Origin of the sequence: Leucobacter musarum subsp. musarum (assembly GCF_001273845.1) — a bacterium.
Lineage (GTDB): Bacteria > Actinomycetota > Actinomycetes > Actinomycetales > Microbacteriaceae > Leucobacter > Leucobacter musarum.
Genome location: NZ_JHBW01000069.1, coordinates 21268 through 35129, shown reverse-complemented (window position 1 = coordinate 35129; position 13862 = coordinate 21268). Strand labels below are relative to the sequence as shown.

The window sequence follows — 13862 nt, the reverse complement described above, 5'->3', positions numbered from 1 at the left end:
GCGTGGCGGCCGCGGGGGCTTGAGCCGGGCTGGCGCGATTGCGTCGGGTTCGCTCATCGCCCTCGCGGCGCTGTACGTAGGCGTAGCGAATGCTCGCGCGGGGGAGACGCTGCAGGCGGTGCTCACCGTGTTGTTCGGCGGGGTGCTGGCGCTCACCTGCTTTGGTTTGGCGCCGCAGTCGCCGCCGCGTGCGCGCTTCCGCCTGCTGAACCACGTGGTGATGACCCGCGCTGAGCGCGCGCCGATCGATTCGTGGGTGCACGTGGCGCCGACTCGGGCATACCGCTGGCAGTTCGTCTCGGCAGCAGTGATCGCCGCGCTCGGCTTCCTCAGCATGTCGGTGTTTGCGGGCCTGCAGGTGTTCGGAGCCGTGCCGATCGTGAGTGCAACGGCGAGCGACGGCGGTCTCTTTCTCGGCATGCTCGCGATGGGCGCTCTCGGCCTGGTGACGGCCGGGGTCGCATGGCTGATGATCTGGCGCAGCGTGCGCAACGGCAGGTTCGGGGCGCGGCCGAGCGGTGTGGTGTTCGGCCCGGAGACGCTCAGCGTGCGCGTGCCGGGGCGAGACGCGGAGTTCGCGTGGAACGACGTGGTGAGCGTGCGCGCGCAGGTCTCTCGGTTGGGGCGGCGCGAGCACGTCGCGGTGATCCTCATCCAACTCGTCCCGCAGAGCGGGGTATCGAATCGCCTGCAGATCATTCCCGCCGAGCGGTACACGGTGCCGACGTCGGCGCTGTACTCCGCGCTGCGCTGGTACTGCGCGCACCCCGAGGCGCGCTGGGAGCTGGGGCGCACCGAGGGGCAGGTACGGCTCGACGGTTGGTGCGCTGACGCCGCCGTGGTCGCAGCGGGTGCAAACGTCCGGTAGGCTGGTCTGGCTCCCCACGTGGCGCTATCTCGAGGAACTCCCCCAGGTCGGAAACGAAGCAAGGGTACTCGGGCTCTAGCGGGTGCGTGGGGAGTATTTTTATGCCCGAGCGGGGGAGCGCGCTTCGCCGCTACCATCGCAGTATGCAGTCTTCCGACGGTGCAGCGGTCATCGGAGCGGGGCCCAACGGGCTTGCCGCAGCGGTGACGCTGGCGCGCGCCGGTGTGCCGGTCACGGTCTACGAGGCCGCAGAGACGATCGGCGGCGGCACGCGCACGACCGAACTCGTCGAGCCGGGCGTGCTGCACGATGTGTGCTCCGCGATTCACCCCATGGCGCTCGCGACCGGGTTCTTCCGGGCGTTCGAGATCGAGCGTCGCATGGAGTTCGTGATTCCCGAGGCGTCGTATGCGAATCCGCTCGACGGTGCCGCCGCGTCACTGGGGCGCGGTGCTGCGCCGGATCGCGCAGCCATCGCCTACCGCGACCTCGAGCGCACGGTCGCCGAACTCGGCCGCGACGGCACCGCCTACGGGCGCTATTTCCGGCCGGTGCTGCAACGCCTCGACGGTGTCGTCGATTTCTCGCTCGGGGGAGGGATGCTGCGGTGGCCGGGTGATCCGCTCGCGGCGCTCGTCACCGGGCTGCGCGTGCTCGAACAGGGAACGCCGCTCTGGAATCTGAGATTCCGCGAGGCCGCTGCCCCGGCGCTCCTCGGTGGAGTTGCGGCCCACAGCATCGGCACGCTGCCGAACCTTGCGACGGCGGGCGTCGGCGTGGTGCTCGGCGCGCTCGCCCACGCGGCGGGGTGGCCGGTGCCGGTGGGGGGATCCCGCGCCATTTCCGATGCACTCGCGGCCGACCTGCTCGCACACGGCGGACGCATTGAGACGTCGCACGCGATCGACGACGTGCGCGAGCTCGCCAAACACCGGGTGAAGCTCTTCGACACGTCGGCCCGCGGTCTTGAGCGCATCGCCGGCTCCGTGCTGCCCGCGCGGTACCGTCGCGCGCTGCGTCGGTTCTCGTACGGCGATGCCGCCACCAAGGTCGATTTCGTGCTCGATGGCCCGATCCCGTGGCGCGACCCGCGGGTGGCCCAGGCGCCGACCGTGCATGTCGGGGGGAGCCGACCGGAGGTCGCAGCAGCGGAGCGCGAGGTCTCACGCGGTCTGCACCCCGAGCGCCCCTACGTGCTACTCGCGCAGACCACTGAGTTCGATCCGAGTCGCAACGCCCCCGGCGTGCACGCGATCTGGAGCTACACGCACGTGCCGAGCGGCTCGACGGTCGATGTGTCGAGGCAGGTGATCGCGCAGATCGAGCGCTTCGCCCCCGGGTTCCGTGATCGCATCCGCGCGGTGCGCGTCACCACCGCCGAAGAGCTGTCGCGCTACAACCGCAATTACCACGGCGGCGACTTCAGCGCCGGAGCCATCACGCTGCCGCAGCTCGTGGCGCGCCCGACGCTCTCGACCGATCCGTGGCGCACCCCGTCGCGGGGAATCTACCTCGCCTCGTCATCGGCGCCACCCGGCCCCGGCGTCCACGGTCTGTCGGGCTGGTACGCGGCGCAGTCGGCGCTGCGCCACGAATTCGGCCTGCCCGCGCCCGAGCTCGGGCTGCACGGCTGATCCTGCACGGCTGAACCTGCGCGGGTTTCCCCGTACACGACACGTCCGCGAAACCTCTCGTCGGTAGGGTGGCTCGGTCGCGCTTCGCCCGCGCATGCCGATTGCACCGTGGAGATTCCGGGAGCATTCGCCCGCGCACCGATGACCCTCTGCGATGTGCGTGGGTATTGGTTCGGAGCGCGACGGATTCGGCGGCTCGAGCACCGATCTCGATGATCGGGGAAGGCGAAGATGAATGCAGACACCAGCCAGAGGCGATTGCGAAGGAGCGACGTGACATCGACGACACGGGTGATCCACACCGGCCGCAAGGAGCGGCCCAAGCGGGGCGCGCTACTGCTGCTCGTGCCCGGAATTGCGACCGTGGTGCTGCTCGGCATTCTGCCGCTCTTCATCGTGGCGCGAAACAGCTTCGCGCTCGCTGACAACTACGGCGGTATCGTCGGCGGGTTCACGTTCGACAACTACATCAAGCTGTTCGACCCCGTCTACTCCAAGACGATGCTTTACTCCATTGGGTTGGGGCTCCTGAACACGGTCGTCTGCCTCATCATCGGGTATCTCACGTCGTACTACATCGTGTCGCGTCCCGAGGGGCGCCAGGGCCTGCTGCTGCTTCTGATCATCATCCCGTTCTGGACGGACTTCCTCGTGCGCACGTTCGCCTGGATCACGATCCTGAGTTCGGGCGGCCCGATCGCCGGCATCCTCGGCATATTCGGGATCGCCGGATTCTCGATGATCCCCAGCAACGTGGCGGTGGTGCTCGGCCTCCTCTACTCGTTCCTGCCCACCGCGATCTTCCCGATCTACGCCTCCATGCGTTCGATCGACGGTTCGCTCAAAGAGGCTGCGACGGACCTCGGCTGCAGCTGGTGGGGCGTGCACCGTCGGGTGATCCTGCCCCTCAGTAGCCCGGGCATCCTGGGCGCCGCACTGCTCACCTTCATTCCCACGATGGGCGTATTCGTGATCCCGGTGCTGCTCGGCGGCGGCAAGGATCCGCTCGTCGGCAACTTGATCGTGACGCTGTACACCGAGTTCCGCAATCAGCCGATGGGTGCGGCCGTCTCGATGGTGCTGCTGGTTCTGATGCTGATTTCCATGGCGCTCGTCGGACTCGCGATGCGCCGTCGCCCGAGCAAGCCGAAGGGGGCGTGATCTCATGGATCGGCTCGTGAACAACATCGCCCGAGCGGTGTTCGTCTTCCTCTACATCCCGATCATTGCGGTGATCGTGTACTCATTCAATGCTGCGGGCACCAACACCCGTTTCGAGGGACTCACCCTCCAGTGGTACATCGACCTGTTCCAGGACGCGGCGCTGATGCAGACGCTGCGAACGAGCGCCATCGTCGCGGTCATCACGGCAACCGTCGCCGCGATCATCGGCATCCTGTTCTCGCTCGGAATATCGCGCTACCGGGGCCGTGGAAAGACGGCGCTGATCGGTATGATCGCGCTTCCCCTCATCGTTCCCGAAATCGTGCTCGGTGTCGCGCTGCTCAGTGTATTCAGCGCGACGCACCTGCCGCTCGGCATCGTCACCCTCGTGCTCGGGCACCTCATCGTGTCTCTGCCGCTGGCCACGCTCGTCATCATGAGCTCGGCGGCGATGCTCGACCCGAGCCTGCCCGAAGCCGCCACCGATCTCGGGTGCAACCCCTGGCAGACCTTCACCCGTGTGTATCTTCCGCTCCTTCGGCCCGCGGTCGTCGCAGCCTGGCTCCTGAGCTTCACGACCTCCTTCAGCAACATCGTGATGTCGACGTTCTTGAGCGGTGTGGGGTCGACCACGCTCCCGCTGAAGATCTACTCGAGCCTGAAGACCGGATTGACCCCCAGCATCAACGCCCTCGGCGCGCTGCTGATCCTGCTCACGCTTGTCATCGTGCTCGCCGTCGGCGTCACCCAGATGCGACGCATCCTCGTGGAGTCGCGCGGCTGAACGCTGGCGCGATCCCACTTCACATTCGCAGTTCCCCACATCGAAAGGATCCTTCCATGACGAAGAAGATCACCCTCGCAGCGGTCGGCATTGTTGCCGCACTCGCACTCACCTCCTGCAGCGCATCCGGCAATGACGGCCCCTCCACCGAGCTCAACGTCTATGCGTGGGCCGACGAGATTCCTCAGTCGGTGTTCGATGCCTTCACCGAGGAGACCGGTATCAAGGTCAACGTCGACAACTTCGACAGCAACGAGACGATGATCTCGAAGCTGGCCGCAGGCAACTCGGGGTACGACATCGTCGAGCCGAGTCAGTACGCCGTGCAGCAGCTCGTCGGCCAGGAGCTGCTGGAGCCCCTCGACCACGACCAGATCGAAGGCTTTGACGGCATCGCCGACAAGTTCGTGAACCCGAGCTACGACCCCGACAACGCCTACTCCGTGCCGTGGGTCTGGGGCACCACGGGCCTGCTCTACAACTCGACCTGCACCGGCGGCGAAGAGATCACGAGCTGGAAGTCGCTGTTCGACAAGAAGTGGTCGGGCAAGATCAACATGCTGGACAACATGCTGGCGTCCTACATTGCCGGTCTGCAGGTGAACGGTTTCGACGCGGACAGCACCGACGAGGCTGAGATCGGCGAGGCGACGGATTCGCTCATCGCGCAGAAGCCGCTGCTCGCCGGATACAACTCGACGAACTACGGCGAGCTGGTCGCGAACGGCGACGTGTGCATCTCCGAGGCGTGGGGTGGCACGAGCACCGCGAAGATCGTCGCCGAGAACGACGATGTGCACTACGTGCTTCCCGAGGAGGGCGGCAGCCTGTGGGTCGACGGCCTGTCGATCGCCAAGGGTGCTCCGCACAGCGACGCCGCGTACGCCTTCATCAACTTCCTGCTCCGCCCCGACATCGCGGCCATGGCGACGAACGACGGCGGTCTCGCGAGCGCCAACGCCGATGCGCAGGAGCACGTCGATGATCAGGGCTTGCTCTCCAACGCGGCCGTGTACGCCTCAGACGAGCAGGTCGCGAACGCCGACTTCATCGTCGATCCCGGATCCGCCATGTCGTTCTACCAGGACGGCTGGACGCGGGTGAAGGCTTCCTGACCCCCGGTCCGACACGAACGACAAGCGAGATCACGAGCATGAACGACCACACCGCAGTCCATCCCGCCGTCGAGATCCGGCGGCTCACGAAGAGCTTCAACGGCAACCTCGCGGTGCACCCGCTTGACCTGTCGATCGGGGACAACGAGTTCTTCTCGATCCTCGGCCCCTCAGGATGCGGCAAGACGACGCTCATGCGCATGATCACGGGCTTCGAGACGCCGACCGACGGTCGGGTGCTGCTCGACGGTGCCGACGTCACGGGCGTGCCGACGCGCAATCGCGACCTGAACATGCTCTTCCAGAGTTACGCGCTGTTTCCGCACCTCACGGTGTTCGACAACGTGGTGTTCGAGTTGCGCGTGCGTCGCACGCCCAAGGAGGAAGCCAACCGCCGCGCGCAGGAGGCGCTCGAGCTCGTGAAGCTTGCGCATCTCGGCGACCGCAAGCCCGACCAGCTCTCGGGCGGCCAGCGCCAGCGCGTCGCTCTCGCCCGCGCCGTCGTCTCCGGCCCGAAGGTCGTGCTGCTCGACGAACCGCTGGGAGCACTGGATCAGCAGTTGCGCAAGGAGATGCAGTTCGAGCTCAAGCGCATGCAGCGCGAGATCGGCATCACGTTCATCTACGTGACGCATGATCAGGAGGAAGCGCTGACGATGTCGGATCGCATCGCCGTGATGTCGGAGGGCGTGGTGCAGCAGGTGGCCCCGCCCGAAGCGATCTACAACGAGCCCGAGACCCGCTTCGTCGCGGGATTCATCGGCAGTTGCAACCTCATCGACGTCACGGTTCCGGCGGGTGCCGCGGGTGCCGTGGCCTCGGTGGAGGTGCCCGGTGTCGGCGCCGTGTCGGGCGTGCTGGCGGACGAGGTGCCGAGCGAGCGCGCCGGCACCCTCCTCCTGCGCCCCGAGCGCGTCGAGGTGCGCCGTGACGGCGACGGCATCAGCGGAGTGCTCGAGACCCTCACCTTCCTGGGCGAGGAGTGGCAGGCGCATCTGCGCGTGGGCGACCACGTCGTCAAAGTCTCGATTCCGAGCCTCGCCCGTGAGCGCGACCTCCCCGGCCTCACCACCGGTGAGACCCTCCGTATTTCCTGGCGTCCGCAGGATGCCCGGATCGTCATCCGCTGAACACCGCTCGTCGCGAGACAAGGAACCGCACATGAAAGTCGCCGTCGCGCAGACCTCACCGGGCATCGACCCCGCCGTCAACTTCGAGACCATCTCGACCTACACCGCGCAGGCCGCCGCAGCCGGCGCCCGGCTCGTGGTTTTTCCCGAAGAGGCGATGTTGCTCGCGGATGACGTGATCAAGCCCCGTTTCCCCGAACTCCTCAGCGAGATCTGGCCGAAATTCGAGGCCCTGTTGGCTGACCTCGCCCGCGAGCACGGCATTACGGTGATCGCGGGGGGCTATGAGCCGAACGGGTCGGCGCTGCCCTACAACACGATCCTCGCGGTGAGCCCCGAAGGGACCGAGCTCGCCCGCTACCACAAGGTGCACACTTACGACGCCTTCGCCTATCAGGAAAGCGCGTACGTGACCCGCGGGTCGCTGTTGCCGCCGATCATCGAGGTCGACGGGCTGCGCGTGGGCATCGCGAACTGTTACGACGTGCGTTTTCCCGAACTCTTCCGAAGCTTCGCCGATCGCGGTGTCGACATCATCTCGTTGTCGGCGGCCTGGGTCTCGGGCAAGGGCAAGGAACAGCACTGGTCGGTGCTCACCCGGGCACGCGCAATTGAGAATGTGAGCTGGTTCCTCGCGGCCGGAACGGTCGGCGACGATTCCGTGGGGCTCAGCCGGGTGATCGATCCCCTCGGCGTCGTCGTCGCCGAATCCAATGCCCATGACGAGTCGCTACTCATCGCCGACATCGACGCGGTGCGCCTCGCGCGCGCCCGTCAGATGCTCCCCGCGCTCGACAACCGTCGCATTGTCCTCGAATACGCCATCAGCTAGAGAGAGAATCCATGTTCTTCCAGACCGGTCAGGTGCCCCCCGTACTGAGCGCAGAGCTGCGCGAGAAGCTCGAACGTCTGAGCTTCCCGACGCTCGGCCACTACCTTGAGGAGGGCTTTGTCGAGCCCGCGGTGCGCCGCATCGTCGATTCCGGCTCCCGCACCATCGGCACCGCGTTCACGGTGCGCACCACCGCAACCGACTCGACTGCGCTGCACCACGCGGCAGGTCTGGTCGAGCCCGGGCACGTGCTCGTCCTCGACACCGGTGGCGACGTTCGCCACGCGCCGCTCGGCGAGGTCGTCGCCGCGCAGCTCGTGGTGCGCGGCGCGGCGGGCGCCGTCGTCGATGGTGTCGTCACCGATACTGACGAGATCGCCGAGCTGGGGCTCGCGGTGCATGCGCGGGGCACGAGCATGCTCACGACCAAGTTGCACGGGATCGACGCCGGCGGCGTCAACCTGCCCGTCACCTGCGGAGGCGCCGTGGTGCACCCCGGCGACGTGGTGCTTGCCGACGCCAACGGCGTGCTCGTGGTACCGCTCGACACCCTCGAACGCATCGTGGACATCGCGCTCGCCGACGACGCGGAGGAGCCCGAGCTCGTCGACGACCTGCGCGCGGGCAAGCGCCTCGGTGATCTGACCGGTGCGAGCGCGACCGCCGCCGCACTGCTCGCGAGCGACACCCCGCAGTAGCCCCCGGGCCCGCACACCGCACTCGGCCTCGTCGGCGATCCTACGCCGGCGTGGTCGAGCGCGCCCAAAATCTCAACGAAAGGCACTTCTTCCATGCTCCTGAAAGCAGCGATCAACGGCGGGCGACCCCGCACCGAGCACCCCGCGGTGCCCCAGACCACCGCAGAGATCGTCGCGGCATCGATTGCCGCTGTCGACGCCGGTGCCGACGTCGTGCACGCGCACGTCATCACGGCCGAGGGCGGGCAGACCATCCACCCCGATGCCATCGGCGAGTGGGTGCGCGCGGTGCGCGCCGCACGCCCCGAGCTCGTCATCGGCACGACGACTGGGCTCTGGACCGTCGATTCCCACGCTGAGCGCATGGCGCACGTTGCGGCCTGGCCGGCAGACGCGCTGCCCGATTTCGCTTCTGTGGCGTTCTGCGAGGAGGGCGCGGCCGAGGCCGCCGAACTCGTGCTCGAGCGCGGCATGATTCTCGAGTCAGCCGTGTGGTCGATGGATGACGTGCCCGCGCTGCTCGCTTCGTCGACGCTGCACCGCAACGTTCGCGTGCTGATCGAGCCCGAGACCGAAGACCCGGAGCTCGCAGTGGCCCAGTGCCGCGAGATCTCGGCGGTGCTGCGCGAGGCCGGCGTCACCGCACCGATTCTCTATCACGGGTACGACGAGACGGTCTGGCCCGTCGTGGAAGCGGCGATCGCCGACGGGTGCGAGACCCGCATCGGGTTCGAAGACGGCGTGACGCTGCCTGACGGATCGGCACCCGTCGACAATGCCGAGTTGGTGCGCGCGGTGCGGGCCCTCGAAGCGGCCTGACGCGTCTTCGCGTGCTCGAGCGATCCGTCGCTCCAGACGAACGTCCCGGGAATGCTTCTCGGGACGTTCGCCGTGTGCGGAGGGGGTGGCGCGCTACCCTCGAAGAGGAACCCGGAGGTGCGCGCGTGGTAGATGATCTGGATCGGCGACTGATCGAGCTGCTTGCACGCGACGGGCGACGCTCGTTCGCATCGCTCTCCGAGGAGCTCGGGATCGCGCAGTCCACGGTGCGCACGCGCCTCGCGAAGCTCGAGGACGATGACGTCATCACGATCGTGGCGCTCTGCAACGCGCTGCTGCTCGGGCATCAGGTCGTGCGTCTGCTCCTGCGCGTCCGCAATCTGACCCCGCGTTCGGTCGCCGACAGCCTGTCGGGCATCAACCAGATCAATCACATCGCGCTGGTCGCCGGCTCGCACGACATCTACCTCGAGGCGACGTGTCGCGACCAACCGCGACTCATCGACTTGATGGACGAGATTCGCCGGCACCCGGGGGTCGCCTCAATCCAGCCGATCATCGTGACCTCGCTGGCGAAAGATTACACCTGGGAAGGCCTGCGTGGCACCGCCGGGCAAAGCATCAGCGATCCGAACGGCTGAGCGGTTCGTGGAAACTCAGCCGGCAACGCCTCGTGCGGCGCTGCGCGGGGACGGCTCACGGAATCCTTGCCAGAGGTAGGTGTCTTTCTGCACCTCGAGCACCGTCAGTGTTTCGACCTCTGAGATGCCCCGGATGCGGCGGAGATCTTGCAGCACGATGCGCCCGAGCGCCTGCGCATCCTCCGCGACTACGTCCAAAATGATGTCGTAGTACCCGAGCGCGCAGGCGACGTATTTGATCTGCGGGTGATCGGCCAGCTGCTCGGCCACGCGCGCAACGGGCACTTCGGCGACGCGCAAACCGACGTGCGCCGCGATGCCGCCGATCTTCGTCTCGTCGTACATCCCGGCAACGTAGATGATGCCCAGTGAGACCAGCCGATTGTACCGTTGACGGATGGTCGGCTCGGAGTACCCGAGTCGCCGGCCAATCTCCGAAAACGACATTCGGCCGTCGACGCGGAGCTGATCGATGATGTCGCGATCCGCGTCATCAAGCAGCTGGTCATCTCCTCCGGCGGCCACGTCCATGAAGTCAGTCTAACCTCGTGATGGAAGACGGAGACGGCGAAATGTCGGTGGTCCGCGGGTAGCATGGACCCGTGGTTGCCGCTCTTTATCGCCGTTATCGGCCAGACGCTTTTTCCGAGATGATCGGGCAGTCGCAGGTGACCGAACCCCTGATGACGGCCCTGCGCACCGGTCGTATCGGTCACGCCTATTTGTTCAGTGGCCCGCGCGGCTGCGGCAAGACGACCTCGGCCCGTATTCTGGCGCGCTGCTTGAACTGCGCCGAGGGCCCGACCGACACTCCGTGTGGTGTGTGCCCGAGTTGCATCGAGCTGAGTCGAGACGGCGGCGGATCACTGGACGTCGTCGAGATCGACGCCGCGAGCCACGGTGGCGTCGACGACGCACGCGACCTGCGCGAGCGCGCGGTGTTCGCCCCTGCCCGCGATCGTTTCAAGATCTTCATCATCGACGAGGCGCACATGGTGACGCCCGGCGGGTTCAACGCACTGCTCAAGATCGTCGAAGAGCCGCCGCCGCACGTGAAGTTCGTGTTCGCCACGACCGAGCCCGACAAAGTCATCGGCACGATCCGCTCGCGCACCCATCACTACCCGTTCCGCCTTATCGCACCGGGCACGCTCATCGACTACGTGCAGTCGCTCTGCGACAGCGAGGGAGTCAAGGTCGAGCCGGGCGTATTGCCGCTCGTCGTGCGAGCCGGCGGCGGGTCGGCACGCGACACCCTGTCGATCCTCGACCAGCTTATTGCCGGCTCCGAAGGCGATCTCGTGACGGCAGAGCGCGCCGCGGGGCTGCTCGGCTTCACCCACGCCGAACTGCTCGACGACGTGGTGGCCGCCTTCGGCGCGCATGACCCCGCGGCCGCGTTCCGCGCCACCGACCGAGTGGTGCAGACGGGTCAAGATCCGCGCCGCTTCGTGGAAGACCTGCTCGAGCGACTCCGCGACCTCATCGTGGTCAACGCGACCACCGTCGACGGCGCCGCAGCAGTGTTTCGAGGGGTGCCGCAAGATCAGCTCACCCGCATGTTCGAGCAGGCCCAGTCGTTCGGCCCCGGCGAGGTCTCGCGCATCGCCGACGTGGTGAGCGCCGCCCTCGACAAGATGGCCGGAGCAACCGCGCCCCGGCTGCAACTCGAACTGATGATCGCGCGCGCCCTCGTGCAGAGTGCTGCCCAGCCTCAGCAGTCGGTTCCAGCGGCTGGTGCACCGTCGGCAGGCGCCCCGCAGACGCCGCAGCAGTTCGGCCAGCAGCCCGTGGCTCAGGGCAACGGTCAACGCCCAGGCGCATCGGCACCGCGATCGGTCGCGCCGCAGACGCCGCCCGAGCCGAAGCCCGACCCGCTGGCGGCGCTCGCCGCAGCGCGCAGCGCGGCCACTGCACCGGAAGCGCCCGCTCGCACGCCGCAAGCTGCCCAAGCGGCGCCGGTACCCGCTGCGGCACCCGCCCCGAATACCGCACCCGCCCCGAATGCTGCGCAGACGGCGGCATCAATTCGCGAGTTCTTGAACGAGTCCGACGACGCTCCAGCGGCAGCGCCTGCGGCTGAGCCGATTGCCGCGCCGGCACCCGCTGCTGCACCGGCACCTGCAGCTCAGTCATCTGCGCCAGGCAACGCCGACGGGGGTGCGCCGCATCCGAACGAGGGCGCAGCGACATTCGGTCGGCCGATTTCCGCGGTGCTGAGCGCCGCTCAGATTGCAAGCATCGGTTCGGAGCCGACGTCGACGCCCGCTGCATCGTCTGCGCCGGCCCAGCCGGTAACGCCGCCTGCGAACGGTGCCTCAGACGCATCGGCCGCGCAGCGGCCCGCTGAGTCCGTTCCTGCTTCCGTCGTCGGGCCCGAAGCATCGGTCTCTGCCGAGCCCGATGCCGCAGACGCCCATGACGACGAGACGGCGGTGCCGGTTGCCGAGTCCGGCGGGTACGACGATCTGCTCGAGCTCTGGCCCGACCTGCTCGAAGAGATTCTCGAGCGCGATCGAGATGCCTGGAATGCCGTACGGGTCATTGCGCCGCTCGACCTCGTCGATGACGTGCTCACTGTGGGGCTTGCGTCGGAATCCGATCTGGCGGCGTTCAAAACGTCGGGTGCGGGTCCACTTCGAGAAGCGATCCTCTCGTCGGTCGGCATCAGCGTGAAGTACCAGCCGAAGCGCATGCCCGCCGGTTCGGCTCCGGGCGCGCAGGGTGGGGCACGGGAACCCGGTTCCGCCGCCGACGCAGAGGAGCCTCATCGGGCGGGGTCAGCCGACCTCCCGAATGCGCCCGCTGCACCCTCCGAACCAGAGGCCGACGATCCGATGGCCCGCGCCGCGGCCCGATTGAGCGGGCTCGGGCCGGCGCTCGCCGCACCGGCCTGGGCCGACCCGCAGCCTGGCACTCCGGCGCAGGCCGCAGCGGTCAGCGCGGGTCCGATTCCATCGGCGGCAGAAGTGTTGGCCGAAACCGCGGCTGCCACCATAGAAGCGAATTCGGAGTCAAGCTCCGAGCCCCCGGCGAGCGGTGATCCCGCACCGTCTGCCGCGACCACTCGCGACCCCGAAGCTTCGGCGACGCCGTATGCCGACCCGGCAGACTTTGGTGACCCGTATGCCGACGATGCGGGTGAGGCTCCAGACGATGAAGAGGGCGACCCCTACGCCGCGCCTCGATCTTCGATGTCGCGACCAGCCGCTCCCCGCACGGCACCGGCACCGTCCGTTGCGTCAGACGGGGTGGCGTCTGGGGTGCCGACCGGCACCGCTGCGGTGACGACTGAGTCCGCTGCGATCGCTTCTTCTGCGGCACCCAGCCCAGCGCCCGCGGGGTCGCCAGATGCGCCGAAGACTGCGAAGCCGGCTTTCACCCGGTACGGGGAAGCGGTGGTGCGCGAAGTGCTCGGGGCACGATTCGTCGAGGAGCGTCCGCTGCCCCCGCGGTAGCCGAAGACTCACCCCATACCCACCCACCCGCCCTGATCACGACTAGGGTGTGTGCAGAGCGGCGCTTGCGTCGCCGCATCATGAGGAGGCAGCACCGTGTACGACGGCATCGTTCAAGACTTGATCGACGAGTTCGGGCGTCTCCCCGGCATCGGCCCGAAGTCGGCCCAGCGCATCGCCTTCCACATTCTGCAAACGCAGAATTTCGATGTCACACGGCTTGCCGAACTGCTCTCAGATATTCGTGAAAAAGTGCGCTTCTGCGACGTCTGCGGCAATATCACCGAGCAAGAGCAGTGCTCGATCTGCCGCGACCCGCGTCGTGACGCATCACTCATCTGTGTGGTCGAAGAGCCGAAAGACGTCGTCGCGATCGAACGCACCCGTCAATACCGGGGGCTCTACCACGTGCTCGGTGGAGCCATCAGCCCGATCGATGGCATCGGCCCCGACGACCTCAGCATTCCGTCGCTCATGCGACGCCTGGGCGAGGGCGACGTGCACGAGGTCATCATCGCGACCGACCCGAACCTCGAGGGGGAGGCGACGGCCGCATACCTGTCGCGCCTACTCAAGAGCATTGAGGTGCCGGTCTCACGCCTCGCATCGGGGCTTCCGGTCGGCGGTGACCTCGAATTCGCCGATGAGGTCACGCTCGGCCGCGCATTCGAGGGCCGCCGCACCGTCGAGTAGCGGACGGGCCACACGCGCAACACGCCGGGCGGTTCCGGTAGACTGAGCATTCGGCTCGGATATTC

General features: G+C 67.4%; 13 protein-coding genes and 1 other RNA gene. 13 read left to right on the top strand and 1 reads right to left on the bottom strand.

What is annotated here, in order from left to right:
- The first annotated feature begins 19 nt into the window (after nucleotides 1-19).
- From CH42_RS06910 to CH42_RS06865, 11 genes are all read left to right on the top strand, one after another.
- On the top strand, nucleotides 20-868 hold the full coding sequence (locus CH42_RS06910) for a hypothetical protein (protein WP_156322495.1): 849 nt from the start codon (nucleotides 20-22) through the stop codon (nucleotides 866-868).
- Between the two features lie 5 nt (nucleotides 869-873).
- An RNA gene (ffs, locus tag CH42_RS15960) (signal recognition particle sRNA small type) lies at nucleotides 874-970 on the top strand.
- Nucleotides 971-1011: 41 nt separating this feature from the next.
- Nucleotides 1012-2502, top strand: a complete 1491-nt coding sequence (locus CH42_RS06905; RefSeq protein ID WP_053352490.1) for a phytoene desaturase family protein — start codon at nucleotides 1012-1014, stop codon at nucleotides 2500-2502.
- Nucleotides 2503-2775: 273 nt separating this feature from the next.
- Nucleotides 2776-3663 (top strand): ABC transporter permease, encoded by an 888-nt coding sequence (locus tag CH42_RS06900; protein ID WP_239683976.1) that lies wholly within the window; start codon nucleotides 2776-2778, stop codon nucleotides 3661-3663.
- 4 nt (nucleotides 3664-3667) lie between these two features.
- Nucleotides 3668-4450 carry an ABC transporter permease gene (locus CH42_RS06895; RefSeq protein WP_053352488.1) on the top strand — a complete coding sequence of 261 codons (783 nt, stop codon included), beginning with the start codon at nucleotides 3668-3670 and terminating at the stop codon, nucleotides 4448-4450.
- 56 nt (nucleotides 4451-4506) lie between these two features.
- Nucleotides 4507-5565 (top strand): ABC transporter substrate-binding protein, encoded by a 1059-nt coding sequence (locus tag CH42_RS06890; RefSeq protein ID WP_053352487.1) that lies wholly within the window; start codon nucleotides 4507-4509, stop codon nucleotides 5563-5565.
- Between the two features lie 38 nt (nucleotides 5566-5603).
- Complete coding sequence (locus CH42_RS06885; protein WP_053352486.1) at nucleotides 5604-6695, top strand: ABC transporter ATP-binding protein; 1092 nt, start codon at nucleotides 5604-5606, stop codon at nucleotides 6693-6695.
- Between the two features lie 31 nt (nucleotides 6696-6726).
- Nucleotides 6727-7527 (top strand): nitrilase-related carbon-nitrogen hydrolase, encoded by an 801-nt coding sequence (locus tag CH42_RS06880; RefSeq protein WP_053352485.1) that lies wholly within the window; start codon nucleotides 6727-6729, stop codon nucleotides 7525-7527.
- Nucleotides 7528-7538: 11 nt separating this feature from the next.
- On the top strand, nucleotides 7539-8225 hold the full coding sequence (locus CH42_RS06875) for an RraA family protein (RefSeq protein WP_053352484.1): 687 nt from the start codon (nucleotides 7539-7541) through the stop codon (nucleotides 8223-8225).
- Between the two features lie 93 nt (nucleotides 8226-8318).
- Nucleotides 8319-9044: a 3-keto-5-aminohexanoate cleavage protein gene (locus CH42_RS06870; protein WP_053352483.1), complete on the top strand. Its 726-nt coding sequence runs from the start codon at nucleotides 8319-8321 to the stop codon at nucleotides 9042-9044.
- Nucleotides 9045-9169: 125 nt separating this feature from the next.
- Nucleotides 9170-9646, top strand: coding sequence for an Lrp/AsnC family transcriptional regulator (locus CH42_RS06865; RefSeq protein ID WP_053352482.1), 477 nt, complete (start codon nucleotides 9170-9172; stop codon nucleotides 9644-9646).
- A gap of 15 nt (nucleotides 9647-9661) precedes the next feature.
- On the opposite strand, the gene CH42_RS06860 is transcribed toward CH42_RS06865, so the two are convergent.
- Entirely contained in the window at nucleotides 9662-10177 is a 516-nt protein-coding gene (locus CH42_RS06860; RefSeq protein WP_053352481.1) for an Lrp/AsnC family transcriptional regulator, read from the bottom strand.
- 71 nt (nucleotides 10178-10248) lie between these two features.
- On the opposite strand from CH42_RS06860, the gene CH42_RS06855 reads away from it, so the two are divergent.
- The gene (locus CH42_RS06855; RefSeq protein ID WP_082309336.1) at nucleotides 10249-13104 is read left to right on the top strand and encodes a DNA polymerase III subunit gamma and tau; all 2856 of its coding nucleotides are present in this window, start codon (nucleotides 10249-10251) and stop codon (nucleotides 13102-13104) included.
- Nucleotides 13105-13200: 96 nt separating this feature from the next.
- Nucleotides 13201-13797, top strand: coding sequence for a recombination mediator RecR (gene recR, locus CH42_RS06850; protein WP_053352479.1), 597 nt, complete (start codon nucleotides 13201-13203; stop codon nucleotides 13795-13797).
- Nucleotides 13798-13862: the final 65 nt, after the last annotated feature.

What these genes read in the sequence shown, in the direction of transcription:
- CH42_RS06905 (WP_053352490.1), top strand. Translation starts at nt 1,012, where the DNA reads ATGCAGTCTTCCGACGGTGCAGCGGTCATCGGAGCGGGGCCCAACGGG.
- CH42_RS06895 (WP_053352488.1), top strand. Translation starts at nt 3,668, where the DNA reads ATGGATCGGCTCGTGAACAACATCGCCCGAGCGGTGTTCGTCTTCCTC.
- CH42_RS06890 (WP_053352487.1), top strand. Translation starts at nt 4,507, where the DNA reads ATGACGAAGAAGATCACCCTCGCAGCGGTCGGCATTGTTGCCGCACTC.
- CH42_RS06885 (WP_053352486.1), top strand. Translation starts at nt 5,604, where the DNA reads ATGAACGACCACACCGCAGTCCATCCCGCCGTCGAGATCCGGCGGCTC.
- CH42_RS06880 (WP_053352485.1), top strand. Translation starts at nt 6,727, where the DNA reads ATGAAAGTCGCCGTCGCGCAGACCTCACCGGGCATCGACCCCGCCGTC.
- CH42_RS06875 (WP_053352484.1), top strand. Translation starts at nt 7,539, where the DNA reads ATGTTCTTCCAGACCGGTCAGGTGCCCCCCGTACTGAGCGCAGAGCTG.
- CH42_RS06870 (WP_053352483.1), top strand. Translation starts at nt 8,319, where the DNA reads ATGCTCCTGAAAGCAGCGATCAACGGCGGGCGACCCCGCACCGAGCAC.
- CH42_RS06860 (WP_053352481.1), bottom strand. Translation starts at nt 10,177, where the DNA reads ATGGACGTGGCCGCCGGAGGAGATGACCAGCTGCTTGATGACGCGGAT.